Origin of the sequence: Leptospira borgpetersenii serovar Javanica, from assembly GCF_003046425.1 — a bacterium.
Lineage (GTDB): Bacteria > Spirochaetota > Leptospiria > Leptospirales > Leptospiraceae > Leptospira > Leptospira borgpetersenii.
Genome location: NZ_QAJG01000001.1, coordinates 39,444 through 62,500, shown reverse-complemented (window position 1 = coordinate 62,500; position 23,057 = coordinate 39,444). Strand labels below are relative to the sequence as shown.

Genomic DNA, 23,057 nt, shown 5'->3' with positions numbered 1-23,057 from the left:
TTTCGTACAAAGATTGAATCACGTCGTGATATAAGGTAAAAATGACGTTACGTTTGAGTTTCATTGTTTCGGTCATTTCTTTTCCTTTTTCAAATTCTTTGGGAAGAATGTGAATATGGGCGATTTTTTCGAAAGATTTAAATCCGGCTTTTGTGGAGATTTTATCCTTTACGATGTTTTTAAAAAATGAACTTACTTCTTTGGAAGAGTTCCATTCGGTCGGATCTTTTGGAAGTTTTTTTCCTTGCGATTGAAATTCCTCGTAGACACGATCGAAGAAGGGAACGATCAAAACTCCGAGATTCTTTTTATCCTGTCCCACGACGATCACTTGGTTGATGAATTCCGATTCTGTGAGTTTTGCTTCGATCGGGGCAGGCTCTAAATTTTCCCCTCCGGAAAGAACGATCGTGTCTTTCGCTCTTCCGGCGAATTTTAATTCTCCGGTATGAGTCCAAGTAAGAATGTCTCCGGAATCGAGCCATCCGTCTTGTAAAGTTTTGGCGGTTTTTTCGGGTTCCTTATAATAACCAACGGTTACGTGCGGCCCCTTATGCCAAGCGATCCCTTTTTCACCGGGGGCCGTTGCGATTTTACCGTCTTCTCCTACAAGTTTGATTGCAGTTCCGGGTAATGGAGCGCCGATGGCGCCGTTTTTTGGAAGAGGAAATTCGCCGATTGCTCCGATTCCTGTCGTTTCCGTCATTCCGTAAGTTTCGATGATTGGGATTCCTGCGCTTCGAAAGAAAAATTGAATATGTGGGGGCATAGCTCCCGCACCACATAATGCGAAACGAATTCTTCCTCCGAATAAATCTCTCACCCTTTGTAAAATTTTGTAGGAAAGAATTTTAATCGGATAAAGAAAAAGAAGGAATGCGCTTGCTACAAAACGATCAATCGTCTTTTGCCTTGGATTTTCGATTTCGATGGTTGTATAGGAATCTCGAATCGTATCCTGAAGGCTCGTTGTGATTTCCGCCATTCTCACTGCAATGTGAAATAACTTTTGTCTGAGTGGGGGCGCTTTTCGAACTGTGTCGTGGATTCTTTTATAAAGTCCTTCCCAAAGTCTCGGAACTGAAACGAGTACGGTGGGCTTTACCCTTTGCATATCTGCAGGAATTGTGGGAATGGAAGAACATGCCATAGAGGCTCCCCAGGCTATAAGGGCCGTTTCCAAAAGTCTTTCGGCAATATGCCATGGTGGAAGGAAAATAATGGTTCTATCGTTGCAAGAACACGGAACGAATTCTTGAAGTTGATGAATTCCCCAGGTAAAACTTCTATGGTTCAACATCACACCTTTCGGCGTACCTGTCGTTCCGGAAGTATATATGATGGTTGCTAGATCTTTACCGATTAGAATCTCACCTCTTTGGGTGTATACTTTGTCTCCTTTTTTAAGTCGGGATTTTTCCCCTTCTAAAAGTGCATCTTCTAAAAAGAAGAACTTTACACCGGGAAGTGTAGTGCGGGCATTTTCCACATCCTTCCATTTTGTGGGAGGATCTATGAGAAGAATCATTTTTACATTTGCGAGGCTCGATTTATCTTCCAGCAGCTTTTTTAGGACTTTCTCATTCTCTAAAAAGAGTAGTTTGGCTTCGGAATGTTCCAAAATATATTTCAGATCGTCTAACGTGGCGTCGCAACCGCGAGGAACATCCACACATCCGATCGTGACCAAGGAGAGAGAACAAAGAGACCATTCGTATCTATTATCACAAATGAGTCCCGCCGTGTTTCCTTTTTGCATTCCAAGATCGATCAGGAATACAGAAAGGTTCTTGAGATTCTCATACCAATCCTGATAAGAAATTCCACGAAAATCGCCGTCTTCTTGCCGAACCCAATATAGGGGACGATCCGCATAAACGGAAGCTACGTCTCTGAGTAGATGGTAAAGACTTACTTTTTCCATAAAAGTCAGGGGAGTAATCCCAAAACCTCCTTCGTTCCGGTCATGAGATTGATGTTCTGCAGTGCTTGTCCGGCGGCGCCTTTTATGAGATTGTCCAAAGCGGAAACGATGACTAACGTATTCCCTCTTTTTCTTACCGAAATATCCAAAAAGTTCGTATGTTGAACTCTTTTCAGTTCGATCTCTTCCGGAGTTTTTAAGATTCTAAGGAAAGGTTCGTTTTTACAAGAGTTTTGTAGAATGGAAATCGGGTCAGAGAAAGATTCGGTATCAAGTTCTAATACAATCGTCGAAAGAATTCCTCTATAAACCGGTAATATATGGGGAGTGAAAATGACTTCCGGTTCGGGAAGTCCCGAATTCGCGTAAATGTACTCTTTAATTTCCGGTTCGTGTTGATGGGAAAGAATCTTATAAGCTCGAAAGTTTTCGTAGACTCCTGTATAGGAGTAACCTGCGTCTTCGGTTCTTCCACCCGCGCCGGAAACACCCGATTTGGAATCGGCTATAATCCGAGGTCTTAGATTTTTTCTAAGTTCGTTTAATAAAAATACCGGAAGAATTACGGAAGTGGAAAAGCAACCCGGGTTGGAAACGAAATCTGCATTTTTCAATTTGTCCCTAAAAATCTCAGGAATCCCGAAAACGGCTTTATCCACATAGGAGAATTGGGTGTGTTTTAATTGATAAGCTTTTTCAAATATTTCTTGATTGTGAAGTCTATAAACTCCGGAAAGGTCGATTACTTTGTGACCGGAGTCCAAAAATTTAGGAGCTGACTCGATTGATACACTATTGGGCACAGCTAGGACGACTAAGGATTGGGACGGGATTGCGGCTTCATGGTTGTGGAAGGTAAGATTTTTTGGAAAAGGAATTTCGGGAAAAACTTCGGCAAGTGTTTTACCCGCAAGCTTATCACTCGTGATATGAACGACTTCGTGTTCCTTTTGGCGGGAAAGAAGCAAAAGTAGTTCCTTTCCGGTCAAACCGCCTGCTCCTAAAATGCTAATCTCTGCCATGATCTTTGTTGTTTTTTACCCTCTTATAGAAAGATTTTAATTTTTGGAAAATACTGTAATTAAAAAAAACGCCGAACGATTTCTCATTCGGCGGTCAAGGGTTCCTAAAAAGAAAGCCATTTATTTTAGCCAACGGCCTGTTCTAATTTTTCCTCTTTCTCTTTGCGTGGCTTTTTGTTTTCCTGAGCCTGCAAGGGCAGGCTATTTAAATCTCTGATCATATTTTCAATGGTTAAAGCAATTTCGGGATTGTTTTTCAGGTACTCCTTGGCGGCTTCTTTTCCCTGTCCGATTTTTTCCGTATTATAGGAATACCATGCCCCAGCTTTGTGAATGATATCATGCTTTACACCAAGGTCAACCAGAGAACTTTCTCTACTGATGCCTGCATTGAAGATTATATCAAACTCTGCCTGTTTAAATGGAGGGGCACATTTATTTTTGACTACTTTGACCCGGACTCTGTTCCCAACCGATTCTTCTTTTTCTTTGATCGTTTCGATTTTTCGAATGTCCAAACGAACCGAACAGTAAAATTTCAGAGCGTTTCCGCCTGTGGTCGTTTCCGGAGAGCCGAACATGACTCCGATTTTCATTCGAATTTGATTGATAAATATAACCACGGTTTTAGATTTCGCAATCGTTCCTGTGAGTTTTCTAAGAGCCTGGGACATGAGTCTCGCTTGTAAACCCATGTGTGAATCTCCCATATCCCCTTCAATTTCAGCTTTCGGAACAAGCGCCGCTACGGAGTCGATTACAATCAAATCAATTGCATTACTTCGCACTAAGGATTCGCAGATTTCCAGGGCTTCTTCTCCATTGTCCGGTTGAGAAACTAAAAGTTCATCAATATTGACTCCGAGTTTTTTTGCGTAGGAGGGATCCAACGCATGTTCCGCATCGATGAATGCTGCAACCCCGCCCCTCTTTTGAGCTTCTGCGATTGCTGAAAGAGTAAGGGTCGTTTTTCCGGAAGATTCGGGTCCGTAGATTTCCACAATTCTTCCAATCGGATAACCTCCGATTCCAAGTGCAATGTCCAAATCTAAAGAACCGGAAGGAATCACCTGAACGGTTTGTTTGGAAGTATCCGAACCCAATTTCATAATCGAACCTTTTCCAAATTGTTTTTCAATTTGGTTCATCGCTTGTTCGATCGCTAACTTTTTAGAATCATCTACATTTTGAGCTTCTTCTTTACTTTTCTTCATAATACCTTCTCCCATGTTTTTGCCTCCTCTCCTTATACAGTTCTGAGAGGAAACAGACCGTCAAAATAACGGTTATCTTTTTTAAGTATGGCTTCTGATCCGGACAAAAAGATGTACTTTGGGCTCAAAAAAACGAGCCTGTTTCGATTTTTTTCACAAGCTCGGGTTTATGTCACCCGGTTTTCTGAAAACGAATGTAAAATATATGTAATTATTTGTATAGCAAAAATTTGAGTATTATTGAGAAAGAATCGATTTTTTTTCTTGATCCAAGTTCTTTTTAGTTTGGATTGCTTTTCGGAGTGTTTCCCTATTGCGAATCCAAAAATTTCGAAAGAAAAAAATAGTAAGAATAAAGGCACAGACAAAAAGAAAAAAATTGATTCCCAAGCGAAACCAAAAGGAAATTCCCGACTGGGAGGGAAAGAAAAATAACGTGCCGTCAACCAATCGAATTTTTTCACAACCCTGACAATTTGTATTTCGAATTTTGAAAAAGGAGTTCAATTCTCCTAAGGATTTTTCAGTTTTAATTTTCCATTCAGAAGATTCTTGAGAGTAGAGAAGGGTTTCATTTTCCGAGAAATAATAAAATGCACATGTTAAACCGGTTTTTAGGAATTCCACAGGTACAATTCCGGTTTGCCTTCCGAGATAAAAATCGACGTAGTAGCCTTTTATCGTAAAACTACGAATCTGGGAAAGATTCGGAAATTCTGCTCCATAAGAAACCTGATAAAACAGAGTGGACTTTTGATTTCTAATTCGTATTCCGCCTAAATTCGGGATTTTTTTGAGTTCGGTTTTAAGCTTTTCTTTGGGAGGGAAAGAAGGGTTTTTCAATTGGATAGAAAGAATTTTTTTTAAATATGTTTCTAGTCTGGATTCTTCCTCTTTTTTCCAAATGGGAATCCACTCGACGAGCCAAGATTTTTCCACGGCTGTCGGATCTCCTCCTAACAACGTTATCATCTCAATAGGAAACGCTTCCGACGCTATTGATTGGTTCCAAAATAACAGGAAGAAAGTAGATACAAAAAAAAATGTTTCATAGGAGCCTCTGAATGATGTTACGATAAGTTCAATTCTTGTCTAAAACATGAGAATTCAATGTTTCTCCTAAAACTTAAAGAACGGAAATGAAGATGAATCAATGATCGCAGTAAAATCGATTTGTACAAATTTATTTTTCTGAGATTTAAGGTTTCATTTCAAGTAATTTTCAGTCGGTTGGTTTTGTCGGAAGAGCGAAAAGAAGAATTTGTTGCATCTATGGATATATATAGTTCTTGTTTCTAAGGGGCCGATATAGAGAGGCGTTTGTCTCAATCGTTCTGATTTCTTTTACGTCTATACAACTTAAGGGTACCTTTATAAAATCCAAAGATGCGATTCTAAAATCAAATTTCTAGATGAAATCACCGTTTTCGAAGCGATGTCCGATGAAAAATTCATTTTATAGAAGTGTCTTTTAAAATATTTCTAACGATCATTTTCTCCTATACAAGAGGAGAATCTTGGAAATTATTATGGAATGTCCGAATGCCCACTTTGTAAATTTCATCAGTCCGGTGATCTCTCGGAAGTTCTTATGAGATTCGGAGAATTTTCGGTACGCCAATGTGAGGAAGAAAAAAAACTCAAAGGTTATCTTTATATAGAACCCCGTTCTCATTGGACTTCGTATCAGGATTGGACTAAGGATTCTTTTTCCGATTTCGGAAAAGCCTTAGAATTTGCGACAAAATGGATCTATAAAAACCATGTTCCGATTAAGGTTTATACTGTGATGGTTTCAGAGGTGGTTCCTCATATGCACTTTCATTTGATCCCAAGGTATTCTGACGATTTAAAAGGGATTGATTATATTCGGCTAGCATTGCAAGGAAAATTGTCGGAACAAAGTTATATTCGAAATTTATAATGGGATTCGTTTTAAGGTGTTGAGGGAAGTATATGGACGTTTTGAAATTTAAAGGTATTCTATTTTTGTTTTCCGTTTCCTTTTTGTTGGGTGGTTGTGTTTATAGAGATGTACGTATTCCAGGGCTAAGTACCAATTTCACTCAATACGTTTTAAACTCGGACGATTTTCAAATTTTAGGAACCGTGGAAACCGAAGGAATTTATACTTCCTGGCTCATGCTCTGGGTGACGGGTGAAACCGGTTATAGAGAATTGTTGGATAAATCCAAGGCGCTCGGAGGGGACGAAATCATCAATTATCGTTTTGAAGTGGAAGAAACGAGTATTTTGCTGGTCGTCTGGAATCGAATCAAGTGGAAAGCAACCGCACATGCGATCAAATACAGAGAAAAAATCAAAAAACCTTGATCAAAGAAGAATTACGGACTCTGAATTTTTTAGGAGTCTAAAAGGATAGAATGCAGACAAACAAAGCCCAACTCATCTTGGAAGCTGGACTTTCCAGGAAAGCGGATTTCGTAGAAATATTTGAGGAAGAGACAAGATCTTCTTCCGTAAGTTTAAGAGATCAAAAAATAGAACAAAGTTTTGCGGGAATCGATTACGGAATCGGAATCCGACTTATTTACGGAACCGATGTTCTCTACGCACATACCAACAACGAAGACTCGGAACATTTGATTTCTCTCATAAATCTTTTAGCGGATTCCAGAGGAACCGCGAAAGAAAAAGGACAAACGCTCGTACTAAAAGGCAATTTGAAATCCCCTTCGTTTTCGGCAAACGTAAGAGATCCTCGCAAAGTTTCTCCCCATGAAAAATTAGAAATTTTATTTCGTGCGGACCAAAACGCCCGGAGCATCTCTTCAAACATAGTTCAAGTCAGCGTTTCCGCATTTGATTCCGTTTCTAGAATCGGAATTTACAATTCGGAAGGATTGTTTCTTGAAGATTTGAGGGTAAGAAGTCGCTTTAACATCAACGTCGCCGCGGAAAAAGAAGGAGAACGATTCGTTGCTTCCGAAAATCCAGGAGCTAGAAAGGGTTTTGAATTTTTCAACGAACTTCCCGTAGATCAACTTTCCAAAACTGCGGCTGAAAGAGCTCTTTTGATGTTGTCTGCTGGATATATTCAAGGAAAGAAAATGCCTGTTGTGATGGGGAACGGTTTCGGCGGAGTCATTTTTCACGAGGCCTGCGGACATCCGTTGGAAACAGAGGCGATCCGTAAAAAATCTTCTCCTTTTATGGATAAACTCGGGAAAAGAATCGCTCAGTCCTGTTTGACCGCTATCGATGACGGAACGATTCCGGATTCTTGGGGAAGTATCTCTGTGGATGACGAAGGATCGGTTCCTCAGAAAACAGTTTTGATAGAGAATGGAATTTTAAAAAGTTATCTCGCCGATCGAATCGGAGCGGAAGAAGTAGGAGTTCCAAAAACCGGAAGCGCTCGAAGAGAAAGTTATATGTACGCTCCCGTTTCTAGAATGAGAAACACATACATCGCTGCGGGAAAAGACTCCTTTGATTCCATGTTGTCCGGAATCGAATACGGACTTTTTGCTAAAAAGATGGGAGGCGGTTCGGTCAATCCGTCTACGGGAGAATTTAATTTTTCCGTAGAAGAAGGATACGTTATCCGAAATGGTAAGATTGCGGAGCCGGTCAGAGGCGCGACGCTCATCGGCAAAGGAGACGAAATTCTTCCTAAGATCAGTATGGTAGGCAATGATTTGGAACTCGCGGCCGGAATGTGCGGTGCGGCTTCTGGCTCGGTTCCGGTCACAGTGGGCCAACCTTCCTTGAAAGTGGACGAGATTCTCGTGGGAGGTCGTTCATGAATTTGGATAGTTCCGTTGAATACGTATTAGATATTTGTAAAAAGAAAAGATTGGATCAATACGATCTCGTTGGTTCCGAGTCCAAAGAGGTGGGAATCGAACTCTTTCGAAAAAGAGTGAGTAATACCGAACTTTCCAATTCCAGAGGGATTGGAATCCGTCTTATCCAGTCCAGAAAACCGGGTTATTCGTACAGTGAAAAATTATCCGAAGAAGCATTGTCTCAGATGGTGGAGGACGCGCTTGCACAATCTAAAATTTCGGATCCGCTTGATATCGATCTTCCGGGACCATGCGAACTTCCCAAAATCAATATTCGTTCTTACGAGGAATCTTTGGAATCTCTCGGTTTTGAGTGGTTGAAATCCACGGGTGAGAAGTTGGATGATCTTGCTTGGTCGGTCGGAGGTAAAGTCGAGAATGTTCCATATTCTTATGCGGGTAAAACTTGGAGCCGATTCATATTAGCAAATTCGAATGGACTTTATCATAGCGAAAAATCGAACCTGATTTCGGCGGGAGTCGCGTTAGTCGCGACCGACGGAAAGACCAAAAAAATGGGGGGATATACACGTTCCGGTTTGGATTTAGATCGTATTGATCCTAAGTCGATCGTGTCCACTGCGGCGGAACGTTCTTTGGCTCTTTTGGGAGCAAAACCCGTAAAAAGTGGTTTGTACAATATCGTTCTTTCTAATCGAATCACTCCTCAAATTTTTGGAATGTTTTCTTCTCCGTTCTCGGCTGATAGTGTACAAAAAGGTTTGTCTAGACTGGAAGGCAAAATCGGTTCACAAATCGCATCACAAAATTGGAACGTGTTTTGTGATCCGCATATTTCGGATTATCCAGGTTCGAGACTTCTGGATGCGGAGGGGGTTTTAACGAGTAAAAAAGCGGTAATCGAGAATGGAATTTTGCAAACTTATCTCTATAATCTGGAATCCGCTAAAAAGGAGGGAGTTGTTCCTACCGGAAATGCGGTTCGCTCATATGGAGGTAGGGTTGGCACCTCGTTTAACAATTACGTTGTACCTAAGGGAGATAAAACTCTCGAAGAATTATTGAGTGGCTTTCCGGAATGTATTTACGTTTTAAAGCTCGAAGGAGGTTCGGGATGTAGCGCGGTTTCCGGAGAAATCTCGATCGGTGTACAAGGGATCTATTATAAAAATGGAATCCCCGTTCATCCAGTGGATAGCATAACGATGAATCTGAATTTTTTTGATCTTCTTTTTAGAATCGAGGGAATCTCGAACGAATACAATGATTCCTATTCTTCCATCAAGGTTCCGGATATTCTCATTAGGGAAGCAAGCATTGCAGGTTGAGTTTTCGCTTGCTTCTCTTTTTGAATTAGGGTTTTTTGTTTGAAACAAACTTTTCTATTTCGGGAGAAACCTTTTGAACTTTTGGACCCATCTTTTACAAACCCGATTTCTTTTTTTACGGACCGGGAGCGCTCGTGGAAAAAACTCTTTGCATATTGGGGTTGTGATTCGGTTTTTAATTGAAGTCTATTTTTTAAATTTCCATTCTAGGACGATCCAAACCCAGAGATTCAATTTCGAACGTTTTAAGGTTAAAAAACGAAAACGGTTTCATTTCCGAAACTTGGTACAAAATCTTTTGAGTTCTCTATGTTCTTTCTTATGGGAAATTTTATCTCCTATAGTCGGTCGGGATTTGTGTCAGATTCAACAATCCTTAAAGACGAATACCTTTGTATTTTTTTGGGGAATTGTGTCTCTCTTTTTTGGGTTCACCAGTTTAAACGCTCAAGTAAAGATCGAATTTAGTCCGGTTGGAGAAGTCAAAAAACCTTCCCAAGTAAGAGCTCGTTTTTCCGAATCGATGATTCCTTTGGGAAATCCAAAATTTTCTTTGTACCCATTTGAGATTCGATGTCCTTTACAGGGTGTACAACGTTGGGTGGATGATAAAAATTGGGTTTTTGAATTTACCGAACTTCTACCCGGCGGAGTGGAATGTACTTTTGAAACGAAGAAGTTGAAGTCGGTCGCAGGAAATTCTTTGGATGAAGGGGAAAGATTTTCCTTTCATACGGGAGGTCCCGAAATAGATTCTTCCTCTCCCTATGAAGGAGGGATTATCGACGAGGATCAGGTTTTTATTTTGGATTTGGATTCTGAGCCGGATTTTTCTTCCGCAAGCGATCATATTTATTTCGTGGTCGAGGGACTCAAGGATAAAGTCGGTTTTAGTAGAATCAAAGGTTCGATCGAAAGTGAAATTTTGAAAGCGAATTATAGGGAAGGAAAAACCGAAAAAACGATTCTTATCAAACCAGATCAGAAGTTTCCAAGTGGAAAAAAAGCCTATCTCATTTTGGAACAAGGGCTGAAATCAAAATCGGGAATCCCGAGAAGTTCTACAAGAAAAATTGAATATACCGTAAGACAACCTTTCCGAGCGGAATTCAACTGCGATCGAGTCAATGCAAGGGCTGCTTGTATTCCCACTTTGCCCTTGAGATTGAATTTTAATTCTCCCGTATCCGTAGAAATTCTTCGAAAAATTCAGCTTCAAACGAGTGATGGGAAAAAGATTCCTTCCAAGGTCGCTTCCGAGAACGGAAATTATGACTATGGGGTCAGTTTTCCAGTTCCTATTGCTCCGAATTCTAAATTCCAAATCATCCTTCCATCAGGTATAAAAGACGACGCGGGGAGATCTCTTGCCAATCAATCCTCGTTTCCTCTCACGGTTTCCACGGACGATTATCCTCCTCTTTTGAAATTCTCTTCCAAGTTCGGAATTTTAGAAAGATTTCCAGAGGCGATTCTCCCCGTTACGATTCGAAATCTGGAAGCGGAGAATCCGGTGCGTATCTATCAGGTGAAAACGAGTCCCGACACGGAAAACGTTGTCAAAGAACAATTCGATAAATTGAAAGAAAAGGGAAAAGAAATTTTCAACTGGGCTACCGGAAAGGAAGAGCCCCCAAAACAATTTACCGGAAAAGAATTGATTCTTGGGTCGGGACAGATTGCGGAAATCGTTCGATTCCTCAAAACGATTGAAAATTTAGAACACCGCCATTCTATTTTTGATTCTTTTCAGAATCCGTCTTTCACGAACGAGATCAAACTCCAGAGCAAACAGGGAGTTCGTCGTTTTGAAGTCGTGGGAATTCCCTTGAAAAAACCGGGTTTCCACGTGGTCGAAATGAAATCGGACGTATTAGGAAATTCTTTATTAGGAATCAATCAACCGTTTTATGTCCGTACGGCCGCTTTGGTAACCAACCTTTCTCTTCATTTTAAGTGGGGAAAGGAATCCTCTCTCGTTTGGGTGACAACGCTCAGTGATGCGAAGCCGGTACCGGGCGCCGACATTCAGATTTTCAATTGTAAGAACGAAAAAATTTTTGTAGGTAAAACGGGACCTGGAGGAACTCTACTCGTGAAAGGAATTCCTTCCCGAAATAAAGTTCCGCATTGTTCTTGGAAATCGTACGAAAATGGTCTGCTTTTAACCGCGGCTTTCGAAGACGATTTTACTTTTACTCATACTCGTTGGCAGAATGGAATCGAAAATTGGAGATTCAATCTTCCGGGAGATTCCGGAGACGACAACGTTTTATTTCACCCGATTTTGGATAGAACCTTGTTTCGTGCCGGAGAAACCGTTTCCATAAAACTTATTTCAAGAACTAAAAGACAGTTCGGTTTCGAGGTTCCGACACGAAACGAATATCCGGCATTTGCGAAAATCATTCATTCCGGTAGTGATAAAGAATATTCCATTTCCTTAAAGTGGAACCAAGAGGGAACAAGTTCTTTTCAATTCAAAATACCGAAAGAAGCCAATTTGGGTATTTATCGGATTTTATTAAGCGAATTTGCAAATAAAAATAGTGGTTTGATTCCCATCGGAGAATTCAGGGTGGAAGAATTTAGAATTCCACTCATGAAAGCGGATTTTCAAGTTTCCGGCCCAAGTGTTGGTCCTTCTAAGTTGGAACTTTCCGGAAACGTTCGTTATCTTTCAGGCGGAGGAGCCGGTAAACTTCCGGTTCTATTGAGAACTCGGGTTACGACCGGAGGCGGGGTGTACTTTCCCGATTACTTTGATTTTTCATTTAGCAACGGTTTGGTGAACCGTAAATCCGAAGAAAATGAGGAGCCGACTTCGATAGTCGGTTTTACAAAAACGCAACTTACGTTGGACGAAAAAGGCTTTTTCGAAACGACAGTAAAGTCGATTCCAAAATCCGATACGATTCAAAAGCTCGAAGCGGAACTTGAATACAAAGATCCGAATGGAGAGATTCAAAGCGCGTTCAGATCTTTTCCGATTTATCCTTCCGAATATCATATCGGAATCGCTCCTGAGAGTTGGGTCGCGGTTCAAGACTCGGTTCGGTTTAAGGTTGCGGTTCTTGATTTAAAAGGAACTCCGATAGAAGGAAAGAAAATAAATGTAATCGCGTTTACGAAAAAATATTATTCCAATCGAAAGCGTTTAGTCGGCGGTTTTTATAGTTACGAACATAAATACGAAGTGAACGAAGTGGGGGAATTCTGTTCTGGTAAAACGAATGCGAAAGGGATTTTATTTTGTAATGGTCCTGTAAATGCGACGGGGGAAGTCTATTTCGAAGCTTCCATTTCCGGAGAAGATGTAAAAGCGAATTCTTCCGTTTGGATCAGCAGCAGTAAGGAAGATTTTTGGTTTGCGGCGAGTGATCACGATCGTATGGATCTTCTCCCTGAGAAAAAGGAATACCAAGCGGGTGAGAAAGCTCGGTTTCAAGTGAGAATGCCGTTTCGAGAAGCAACCGCTCTCATCACCGTCGAAAGGGAGGGAATTCTCAATTCGTATATCAAAACTCTCAGCGGTAAAGAACCGGTCGTCGAAATTCCTGTGGAGAGTTCGTTTGCTCCGAATGTGTTCGTTTCCGTTTTGGCGGTTCGGGGAAGAGTGGGTCATCCGAAAGAAACCGCGTTTGTCGATTTAGCAAAGCCTTCTTTTCGATTGGGAGTAGCTCAAATTCGAGTCGGTTGGAAACCTTTCGAGATTCCTGTTCGTGTGGAAACGGATAAGACCGTTTATCAGGCTAGACAAAAAGCGAAAATAAAAGTTCAGATCGACCATCCTTCGCTACAGGTAAAAAAAGATTCAAGAATCACATTAGTTGCTGTCGATCAGGGTCTTTTGGAATTAAAATCCAATGATACTTGGGATTTACTTCGAGCCATGATGCACCAGCGAGGAAACTCGGTGGAAACTTCCACCGCTCAACTTCAGGTAGTCGGTAGAAGACATTTCGGATTAAAAAGTTTACCGTCGGGAGGCGGAGGTGGAGGAGCGACAACCAGAGAGTTGTTTGATACTCTTCTTTACTGGAAACCGGATTTGAAACCGGATGGGAATGGGTTTTTAGAAGTGGAAGTTCCTTTGAACGATTCTTTGACTTCGTTTAAGGTAGTTGCGATCGTTCACTCGGGGAAAGATAAGTTCGGTTCCGGTTCGACTCAGATTCAAACCACAAAGGATGTTCTTATTTATCCTTCGGTCGCTCCTTTTGTTAGGGAAAAAGACAATGTACTGAGTGGCATTTCTCTTAAAAATACGACGGAAAGAACCTTGGAACTTGAAATCAGTCCAAAAACTTTGCCTGATCTTAAATTAGAAATTAAGAATATTCAATTAAAGCCGGGGGAATCCGCAAACGTTCATTGGAATCTTTCAATTCCTACAAAAAAAGACGAAATCGTCTATGAATTCCAAACCAAGGAAGCGGGGAACGGACCTTTTACGGATACGCTTCGTTTTCGTCAGAGGGTAGGAGAATCGGTTCCCATTCGGATTTTACAATCCACTTTTCGACGTTTGGAAGACGGAACACTCAGTCTTCCGATTCAGGAAAATCAGGAAGCGATTTTGGGAAGCGGAGAACTTGAGATCAGTTTAAAATCCTCTCTTACCGGCGGAGCGATCCTTTCTTCTACCGAATATATGAGTCGTTATCCGTATTCTTGCCTGGAGCAAAAACTTTCCAAAGCAGTTTCGGTCGGATCTCAGAATGATTGGGATCGGATTATGAATCAATTGAATGTTTATCTGGACGGGGATGGGCTCTTGAAATTCTTTCCGATGTCTTGGTACGGAAGCGAAATCTTAACGAGTTATGTGCTGATCCTTTCCTCCGAATCCAGTTATAAAATTCCAGATTCGATTCGGGAAACTCTTTTAGAGGCTCTGAATCGATATACTAAGGGTTTGATTTATAGAAACGGTTACATCTCGAATACCGATTTTCTTTTAAAAAAGATCATTGTCTTAGATGCGATATCTCGTTTTCAGCCGATCGGAGACGATGTAATTCGATCTGTTCGGACGGATCCGAAAATCCTTCCTACTGATATTCTGATCAGTTTGAGAAATATATATTCGAAATCCGGAATATATAAAGATCAGATTTCCCGGTTAGATGCCGTTTTGAAATCTAGATTCAGAATCCAAGGAACCTCCTATAATTTCGTAGATGAATCTAGTCTTTGGTGGCTTTTGTCTTCCAACGATTCGACCGTGATGAAGATGATTCTTTCCGTAGTGAAAGACCCAAGTTGGAAAGAGGATCTTCCTCGATTGGTCCGCGGAGCGATCACAAGGCAATCCAAGGGACACTGGGATATCACACCTGCAAACGCTCTCGGAATTCTTGCGTTTCAAACATATTCGAAACAGTTTGAAAGGGATTTCGTAGAAGGGAACACTACAATTACTTTGGAAAATAATTCAAACACTTTGGAGTGGAAGAATAAAAAAGATCCCCCCACGGTTTTGATTCCAATGCCGAAATATGCACAAAATCTAAAATTCGTTCAGAACGGAAGCGGAAGACCGTATGTCGTAATTCATACAAAAGCCGCCTTACCATTGAAGGAAAAATTGGAAAGCGGGATGAAAATGGAAAAGGAGATGTTGGATGAGTCCGGAAAGAAGAAGTCTTCATTTCGAGAAGGAGATTTGGTACGTGTTCGTCTGAAAATTTATACCGAGTCCGATTTATCTTGGATTGCCGTTAAAGATCCAATTCCAGCGGGGGCTAACATTTTAGGTACCGGACTTGGGAACGATTCAAGCAGTTCCGAACTTGCAAAGGATGATAACGGATGGTCATCTCCTACTTTTGTGGAAAAAAAATGGGAAGGTTATACCGCGTATTTTGAGCATTTGCCTGCGGGCTCTGTTATTCTCGAATACGTATATAGAATCAATCATGCCGGAAAGTTCGTCTTACCTCCGACTAGAGCCGAAGCGATGTATCTTCCGGATCAGTTTGCGGAAATTCCAAACTCGGATCAAATCGTGACGAAGGAATAAATGCCTCATGTATGATAAGAATATATTGGTATTTTTGTTCATTAGTATATTCTTTTGTTCGAATGTAGTTTTTTCCGAAGGGGTCCCTTCTTACAGGGAAATTCGGGATTCGTATCATCCTTCTGACGGGACGATTTTGGATCTTCACGGAAGATTTTTACAAACGATTCGGTTTAACGTTCGGGAAAGAAAATTAGCTTGGACGGAAGAGGGAGAGATTCCGGAAACCTTATTGCTTGCCTTATTTGTGCAGGAAGACAAACGGTTCTTTGAACATTCCGGAGTGGATCTACTTGCGATTTTAGGTGCAATGAAGGATAGAATCTTAGGGAATTCAAAGAGAGGTGCGAGTACACTTTCCATGCAACTCGCAGGAATTTTTCTCGGAACCAAACCGGGGCGTAGGAACATTTTCGATAAATGGGAACAGATGAGGTTCGCTCAAAAAATAGAACAGACCTGGAGCAAGAACGAAATTCTCATCGGCTATCTCAATCTGATTCAGTTTCGTGGGGAGCACAAGGGGCTCAGAGCAGCGAGCCGAGGGCTTTTTCAAAAGGAGCCTTCCGCATTGAGTGATGCGGAGTCGGTTCTTCTTGTTGCGATGCTTCCGTTTCCGGGAGCAAGTCCTTCCGTTTTAGTCAAACGAAGTTGTGCTCTTGCGAAAAAAATTCAAAGAGAGGAACTTTGCTATTTGTTTGAAAGTGTGGTTGATCGGATGACCACAAAGATGAGTGCTTTGCCTGCTGTTGGAGGAATCGCGTTTCATGCGGCTCAAAAAATTTTTAGAGAGAATCCGGAATTTCTTTCCAGAGACGGGAAAGTAAAAACGACTTTGGACTTCGATCTTCAATGGAAGGTTACCGAACTTGCAAAAAATGTTATGGACGGGTTGAAAAAACAAAACGTAGCTGAAACCGGAATTCTCGTTTTAGACAACTTATCCGGTGCGATTTTGGTTTACGTCGGAAATCTTCCAGATAGCTCTTCTTTTTATGTAGACTCGATTCCTTCTAAAAGACAAGCAGGTTCCACGTTGAAGCCGTTTTTATACGGACTTGCATTTGAGAAGGAAGTGTTAAAGCCGAATTCCATTTTGGAAGATACTCCTGCCGAATGGAATGCGGTTTCCGGAATTTACAGACCTTCGAATTACAGTGACATGTATCATGGAAACGTGCAGGCAAAATATGCACTTGCTTCTTCCTTGAACATTCCCGCGATCCACGTTTTAGATCTTGTAAGTGTTTCTAGTTTTGTTCAGAGATTGAAGGACCTTGGTTTGAGCGGATTGAAACGAGCGGATTTTTATGGATCTTCACTGGCTCTTGGAAGTGCGGACGTTACACTTTTTGAATTGACTAACGCTTATAGAACTCTTGCGAACGGAGGGATGGGGTCTAAGCCTACTTTTTTTCCTTACGAAGCAAAACAAACACTTGAGGAAAATTTCCGAGAAGGAAATCGTTGGAATAGAATTTATACGAAACAAGCCGCTGAAACGTTAGGAGAAATTTTATCCAATCGGGAATACCGTTTTCTTTCCTTCGGTCTCAACAATCATCTTAGTACTCGGTTTTTTACGGCGGTAAAAACGGGAACCTCCCAGGATATGAGAGACAATTGGTGTGTGGGGTATTCGAAAAATTATACGGTCGGTGTTTGGGTCGGTAACTTGGACGGAAGCCCTATGTGGGACGTGAGTGGAGTTACGGGAGCGGCTCCGATTTGGAATGCGGTGATCGGCCTACTTCAGGAAAGAGAAAACCAACCGGGTAACACGCTCTTCGAGGCCTTTCGTGATTCGCACGTAAGTCGGCTTGTGGAATCGTTTTCCATTCCTAAGATTTTGATTCCTGGAAACGAAACAATTTACGCATTGGATCCCGATATCCCTGAAGGAAGGCAGAAACTCTATTTTTCTGCGTCCGCGTTTATGTCCGGATTTCGATGGGTTTTGGATGGAAAAAGAATTCAGGAAGCCAAACAAAAGGATATATTTTGGAAGCCCGAGCGCGGATTTCATATTCTTTCCTTACAAGATAAGGATGGAAAGATCATTGACAGCGTAGTTTTCGAAGTCAGATAGAGAAAAGGTTTTTCTCTTGCAGGGAACCACCTTCGCGTTAGAATCAATTTCAGACTCCATGAAACTATCCACTGAAACGTATCTTTTATCTCCTGCATTGGAAGAGGCAATTCTTCTCGCCGAAGTAACATCCCGTCCTTTACTTTTAAAGGGAGAACCCGGAACCGGGAAATCTCTTTTAGCCGAGTATCTCGCGGATCAAAGAAAACTTTCCCTATATACCTGGCATATAAAATCCATCACCCAGGCAAAAGAGGGTTTGTATTTTTATGACGCGGTTTCTCGATTGAACGATTCCCGTTTTTCAGAGGACTCCGAAAAAGTAAAAAATATAGAAAATTACATTCGGCTTGGTGCGCTTGGAGAAGCGTTTAGTGTGGATAAAAAATCGATCGTTCTCATCGACGAAATAGATAAGGCCGATATTGAATTTCCGAATGATCTACTTTTAGAGTTGGATCGAATGGAATTTTTCATTCCCGAAATTTCGAAACGTATTCAAGCAAAACATCGTCCTTTGACTATTATCACTTCCAATAACGAAAAGGAACTACCTGCGGCTTTTTTAAGGAGATGTATTTTTCATTATATAGAATTTCCGGATCCAGAATTTATGAAAAAGATCATTCTTTCTCATTATCCAGGGGTGGGTCATACATTGCTCATCAAAGCTCTCGAGATGTTTTATCTCATCCGTAGAATGGACGATTTGAAAAAGAAACCGGGGACGAGCGAACTTTTGGATTGGATTCAGATTTTAGTACACCAGGGAGCGGTCTTGAAAGACGAGGTTCGAATCCCGTTTCTCGGTGCACTGATAAAAAACGAGGAGGATCTGAGGTTATTCAGAAATTAAAATGTTTATCCCGTTTTTTTATAGGCTTAAGGCGGAAGGGATACCGGTTACGACGGGAGAATTCTTGGATTTTTTGAAAGTCGTGGATCATTACACGACTTATCAGAAAGTATGGATTGATCTGAACGAACTCTATCGCTTTTCCAGAGCTTGTATGGTAAAGGACATCAAGTATTTCGATTCTTTCGATCTCGTTTTTTCCGAAATTTTCGGGGAAAAGGGTGCACTCAAACCCGAACTGAAACAAGATTTATTGAATTGGTTGAGTCAGATATTTGATAATCCGAATAAACTTCCTCCTTCCCTGATTCCACCGGATCAACTTTTGGAAGAATTTAAAAAACGCCTTGAAGAACAAAGGGGAGAACACCACGGAGGAAGCAAGTGGGTTGGAACAGGAGGATCGTCACCTTTTGGACACGGAGGAAAAAATCCGGAAGGAGTTAGGGTGGGTGGGGAGGCGGGAAATCGTTCCGCGGTTTTTCAAGCATTAGAAAGACGTTATAAAGAATATAGGACAGACGAACAGCTCGATGTACGTCAGATCAAAACCGCTCTCAAAAAACTCAGAAACTTAAGAAAAGAGGGCATATCCGAGTTCCATCTTCCGAAAACGATCGATTCCACTTGTAGAAACGCGGGTGACATTCAGATCGAGTTCGAACGTTCTAGAAAGAACGGACTTAAGGTTCTTTTGCTGATGGATACGGGAGGAAGTATGACTTCGCATGCGGAGAGGGTTAATAAGCTCTTTTCAGCAAGTCATCAGATAAATCATTTCAAAGAATTTCATTATTATTACTTTCACAATATTATCTACGACGCGGTTTATCCGAAGGCAAATATGAGGACCCCGATTTCTCTACAGAGAATTTTTAAAAAACATAGTGATGACACGAAGTTGATTTTGATCGGTGACGCGTACATGGCTCCTTATGAATTGCTCGATCCCACATATGGCTTTTATCACAGTCGATTCCGGATGGATTTTCGACTTCCCGAAAATCCGGAATCCGGCTTGGATTCCTTAAAACGAATTCGAAGACATTTTCGGGATTCGATATGGTTGAATCCCGAACCGATCAAATACTGGGATGCACCTACGATTCGAGAAATCAGGAGCCAGATACCAATGTACTTTTTATCCTTAGACGGATTAGAAAAAGGGATTAAAAAACTTCTCAATTCATTCTAAAATCGATTTTATAGAGGTGTTTCCTTATTATTATGAAGATCTATAAAAATAAAGATCAAAAATCAAAAGTATCGTCTTAGAGCCCGTCTAAATCTCGTCGAAGCGACCCTAGGAGTGATGCGGCTTGAGTTTAACAAAAATGTAGGAACTATTACAGTCTTAAATGACAGGAAAAAGCCGCCAATACGACGTAGTTTGTAGGAACTCTCACATTCAAAAAACTAATGACAGTGTCGGGGCAATGCCGTTCTTACAAAAGATAATTTTGAGAGGGGTTCTGGTATGGTTTCATCATTTGAAAAAAGGTTTCTATTTGAATACCGGGATTTCGGTTCCGTCGAGTTTGGAAAGTTTTGAACTTCTTTTGTTATTTCAATTACGAGCTTCCCGGATTCATTTTCGTATTTTGGGTCGGAACTCCGGCCTTACTTAGAGCCTTAGAGCCCGTCTCAAAACCTTAGGAATGTAGGAGCTATTACAATCTTAAACGACGGGAAAAACCTTCAATACGACGGTTTCTGTGGGAACTCTCACGTTTTTTAAAAACTTGCCGGATCGTTAAGAGATATTTTTCTTCAGGTTTTGAGACCGGCTCTTAGATTTGGCTCCGATCTCTAAAACTAAAATTCGAAACAATCTACTCAAAGTCTACGAGAACTTTCTTTCTATTTTTTTTAGGATCTCCGTGATCGCCTGAACATAACCGTCGTAAACCCCACGGTCGTATTCTCCGAGAGAATGATAATTCAGGCTTTGCATTTCTTTTAGGTGGCCCTTTAACTCTTCGTAAACGTAGTTCTTACGTATATAAAGAGTTTCAAATACTTTAGGATGCATTGTTCACCTCTTTTTTAGAATATAATAAAATCAGAGAATTCGATGTAAAAACATCGTTCGGTAAAATTCGGATTTTAGCCACGCATTTGCCCGTATATAATCCGAAAATTTTTTTTCGAATGTTTTGAATTCCCTACTGTGGATAACGTTTCTTCCCTTTTTTCGGATGATCGGAAAGTGAACGTGCAGTAACTCATGGAACACAATGTATTCTAAAACGAAATTCGGAACGGACTCAAGGGATAAAATCGGATTAATTACGATCATTTTATGTGTCGGATCATAGTGGCCGAGTCTTGTGGTCGACTTGGATTTCCCCCAAAAAATTTCGAGGTCGGAAAGGTCGATTTTCAAATAGGATTCGTTTATGTTTTCCAAGATCAATCTTAGTTTTTGATTCCGAATAGGAGAACGTTCGATTCTTTTTTTATTTTTGCTCGTACAATTTTGTGTCGTATGACTTTCATAAAATTTTCGAATCATGGATTCCAATTCATCCGGAATCGGTTGTTTTAGTAACTTATAGAGAAGAAGGTCGATCACAGCTTCCAAGTTTCCCGGCTCCGACTTCAAATAAAACGAATGAATTTTGAATTCAAGTTTTCCGGACGAAATACGGATGGAACTTCCTAGGTTAGAGTAGGGAAAAAATTTAGCTTCGATTTTTTTTCCTACTAAAAGTTTCCCTCTGGGAAGTTTACGAAATTCGAATGTTCTTTTTTCCAGTAAATTCAGTGCAGTCGACTTTATCGATTCTTCTTCTGATTTTTCGGAAAGGGAAGACATGAATTTTAATTCCCGAAGTAGTCTTGTATTCTGGAAAAAGAGTCGTTTGCGGTTTTAGAGGAAGAGGCTTTCGTCGAAAAGAAATTTTGCGGCACTGATTTTCCAGGTATAAGTTTTAATTCGTAGACTTTTTCTGGAGATTGAATCTCGCTCAAAAAACGGGATAGTTTTGTATAATATGGCCCGGATCTGGAATGAGCCAAGGAAGGTCTTGTAAAATATAACTCTTTTCTGGCTCTTGTAATCGCCACATAAAAAAGTCTTCTTTCTTCTTCGGTGTCGGTGTTTTTGCTCGAGGGAAAAACTCCTTCGGTTGCATTTAAAATGAAAACGAGATCGAACTCCAATCCCTTTGCGGAATGTACGGTGGATAAATTAAGAAGATCGGTTTCGGCATCATCCGGTTTGATTTTGTCCAAACTTAGGGACGCGTGATCCATCGTAAGGTCCGATAAAAAATCCCCGAGCGAGGTGTATTTCAAAGAAAATCCTAGAACAGAGTCTAAATCTTCAGATCTTCGTTTGGAATCGTCGTAATTCTTTTCCAAAAGAACTCGGTAGTAATCGATAAAATCCGAAGTGACCTTTTTTACTTCCGAATAGGTTTCTCTGTGTTTTTGATAGAGATGATAAAGGGGGGAAATATATTTATCGATTGCGGTTTCGTTTTCTCCTAAAAGAACTTCGAAAGAACCGGAAGATTTCCGGATCTTATCTAAAATACCGTTCGCTTTAGAATTTCCAATTCCGGGGATCAATTTTAAAACTCGAATCCAAGAAACCGAGTCCAAGGGATTGACGAGCACCTTTAAAAAGGAAAGCAGATCTTTGATGTGAGCTGTTTCTATAAACTTCCTTCCACCGAATTTTACGAATGGAACATTCCGTTTGGCGAGAACAAGTTCGAGCTGATTCGAGTTCCATCCGGCGCGGAAAAGGACACACATTTTTTTAAAGGGAATCCCATCTTCTTTTTTTTGTAGAAGAATTTCGGTGATTCCTTCGGCTTCCTCTAATTCGTCTTCGAATTGTAGAACATTCGGAATCGATCCGTTTTCGTTATCCGTAAAAAGGTATTTATCGTATTTTTCGGAAAAGTTTTGAAGGACTGCGTTTGCGAGGTTTAAGATCGCGGTTGTACTTCTATAATTTTTTTCCAAAAAAATCGTTTTTGTATTCGAAAATATTTTAGGAAAATCTAAAATGCCGCGCACGGAAGCCCCGCGAAATGTGTAGATACATTGAGCGTCGTCTCCGACCACCATCAAATTGGAATGCTCCGAAGCTAGGAGACAGGCGATATGTGCTTGGACCTTATTCGTATCTTGAAATTCATCCACCATGATAAATTTGTATTTTTCGGAAAGTGAGTTTCTGACCCCCGGGTGATTGGTAAGAAGATCTCTAGTAAAATAGAGTAGGTCGTCGTAATCCAAAAGGGATCGTTCTGTTTTATACGATTTATAATCTTCAAAAATTTGGGAGATGTCTTTCGTTCTTTGTAAAAACAAAGGATAATCTTTTTCTAATACAGTTTGGAGAACTCTTCCAGTGTTTTGAATTTCACCGTAAATTGAAATTAAAGTTTCATTGGAAGGAAAACGGGATTTGGTTTTGCCGAAATCTTTTTCGTTTCTTAGAAATTGGAACACGTCTAAGGTGTCCGATTCGTCCAAAATCGTAAAACCGGAGGATAATCCTAGAACCGGGGCAAATTTTCGTAGGACTCCACTACAAAAAGAATGAAAAGTTCCACCTTGAACCTCGGTACACCTTTTGTCTCCGATAGAAGACGCTCTAAGAAGCATTTCTCTGGCGGCTTTGCGAGTAAATGTCAAAAGTAGAATGGATGAGGTAGGAACGCCCGAGGAAACTAATTGCGCCAATCGACTGACGATGGTTTTTGTTTTACCGGTTCCGGCACCTGCTAAAACAAGCACCGGTCCCTCCTGGGTAAGGACTGCTTCCAATTGAGCGGCATTTAATTCTTCTTTCCAGGACACAACTT

15 protein-coding genes (1 of these 15 only partly in view) are annotated in these 23,057 nt (G+C 40.8%); 8 read left to right on the top strand and 7 right to left on the bottom strand.

Annotated elements, in window-relative coordinates:
• The 4 genes from CLV95_RS00245 to CLV95_RS00230 all read right to left on the bottom strand — a co-directional run.
• Positions 1–1,924, bottom strand: partial view of a long-chain fatty acid--CoA ligase gene (locus tag CLV95_RS00245; protein ID WP_002731899.1) — the 5' portion only. It extends 14 nt beyond the left edge of the window; 1,924 of the gene's 1,938 nt are visible here — the first part of the coding sequence; the start codon lies at positions 1,922–1,924; its stop codon lies off the left edge, out of view.
• Positions 1,925–1,929: 5 nt separating this feature from the next.
• The gene (gene argC, locus CLV95_RS00240; protein WP_002727366.1) at positions 1,930–2,946 is read right to left on the bottom strand and encodes an N-acetyl-gamma-glutamyl-phosphate reductase; all 1,017 of its coding nucleotides are present in this window, start codon (positions 2,944–2,946) and stop codon (positions 1,930–1,932) included.
• Between the two features lie 125 nt (positions 2,947–3,071).
• Positions 3,072–4,175, bottom strand: a complete 1,104-nt coding sequence (gene recA / locus CLV95_RS00235; RefSeq protein ID WP_002727388.1) for a recombinase RecA — start codon at positions 4,173–4,175, stop codon at positions 3,072–3,074.
• 222 nt (positions 4,176–4,397) lie between these two features.
• On the bottom strand, positions 4,398–5,132 hold the full coding sequence (locus tag CLV95_RS00230; RefSeq protein WP_243406605.1) for a hypothetical protein: 735 nt from the start codon (positions 5,130–5,132) through the stop codon (positions 4,398–4,400).
• Between the two features lie 562 nt (positions 5,133–5,694).
• Here CLV95_RS00230 and CLV95_RS00225 point away from each other — a divergent pair.
• From CLV95_RS00225 to CLV95_RS00190, 8 genes are all read left to right on the top strand, one after another.
• A complete protein-coding gene (locus tag CLV95_RS00225) occupies positions 5,695–6,084 on the top strand; it encodes an HIT family protein (protein ID WP_002731877.1) in 390 nt (129 codons plus the stop codon).
• A gap of 32 nt (positions 6,085–6,116) precedes the next feature.
• On the top strand, positions 6,117–6,494 hold the full coding sequence (locus tag CLV95_RS00220; protein ID WP_002722589.1) for an LIC11742 family lipoprotein: 378 nt from the start codon (positions 6,117–6,119) through the stop codon (positions 6,492–6,494).
• 50 nt (positions 6,495–6,544) lie between these two features.
• Complete coding sequence (locus CLV95_RS00215) at positions 6,545–7,930, top strand: TldD/PmbA family protein (protein ID WP_002722556.1); 1,386 nt, start codon at positions 6,545–6,547, stop codon at positions 7,928–7,930.
• Complete coding sequence (locus CLV95_RS00210; protein ID WP_002722579.1) at positions 7,927–9,261, top strand: TldD/PmbA family protein; 1,335 nt, start codon at positions 7,927–7,929, stop codon at positions 9,259–9,261. Before CLV95_RS00215 ends, CLV95_RS00210 begins: the two co-directional genes overlap by 4 nt.
• Before the next feature lie 148 nt (positions 9,262–9,409).
• Positions 9,410–15,286 carry an alpha-2-macroglobulin family protein gene (locus tag CLV95_RS00205; protein ID WP_002731732.1) on the top strand — a complete coding sequence of 1,959 codons (5,877 nt, stop codon included), beginning with the start codon at positions 9,410–9,412 and terminating at the stop codon, positions 15,284–15,286.
• A 7-nt stretch (positions 15,287–15,293) separates the two neighbouring features.
• Entirely contained in the window at positions 15,294–17,375 is a 2,082-nt protein-coding gene (gene pbpC, locus CLV95_RS00200) for a penicillin-binding protein 1C (protein WP_002722535.1), read from the top strand.
• Positions 17,376–17,433: 58 nt separating this feature from the next.
• A complete protein-coding gene (locus tag CLV95_RS00195) occupies positions 17,434–18,231 on the top strand; it encodes an AAA family ATPase (RefSeq protein WP_016749700.1) in 798 nt (265 codons plus the stop codon).
• A gap of 1 nt (position 18,232) precedes the next feature.
• Positions 18,233–19,426, top strand: coding sequence for a hypothetical protein (locus tag CLV95_RS00190; protein ID WP_002731873.1), 1,194 nt, complete (start codon positions 18,233–18,235; stop codon positions 19,424–19,426).
• Positions 19,427–20,074: 648 nt separating this feature from the next.
• On the opposite strand, the gene CLV95_RS00180 is transcribed toward CLV95_RS00190, so the two are convergent.
• The 3 genes from CLV95_RS00180 to CLV95_RS00170 are packed head-to-tail and all read right to left on the bottom strand — an operon-like array spanning position 20,075 to position 23,052.
• Entirely contained in the window at positions 20,075–20,263 is a 189-nt protein-coding gene (locus CLV95_RS00180) for a hypothetical protein (protein ID WP_002722529.1), read from the bottom strand.
• Between the two features lie 30 nt (positions 20,264–20,293).
• Entirely contained in the window at positions 20,294–21,049 is a 756-nt protein-coding gene (locus CLV95_RS00175; RefSeq protein WP_002731824.1) for a SprT family zinc-dependent metalloprotease, read from the bottom strand.
• A 5-nt stretch (positions 21,050–21,054) separates the two neighbouring features.
• Positions 21,055–23,052 (bottom strand): ATP-dependent helicase, encoded by a 1,998-nt coding sequence (locus tag CLV95_RS00170; RefSeq protein ID WP_002731925.1) that lies wholly within the window; start codon positions 23,050–23,052, stop codon positions 21,055–21,057.
• Between the last annotated feature and the right edge of the window lie 5 nt (positions 23,053–23,057).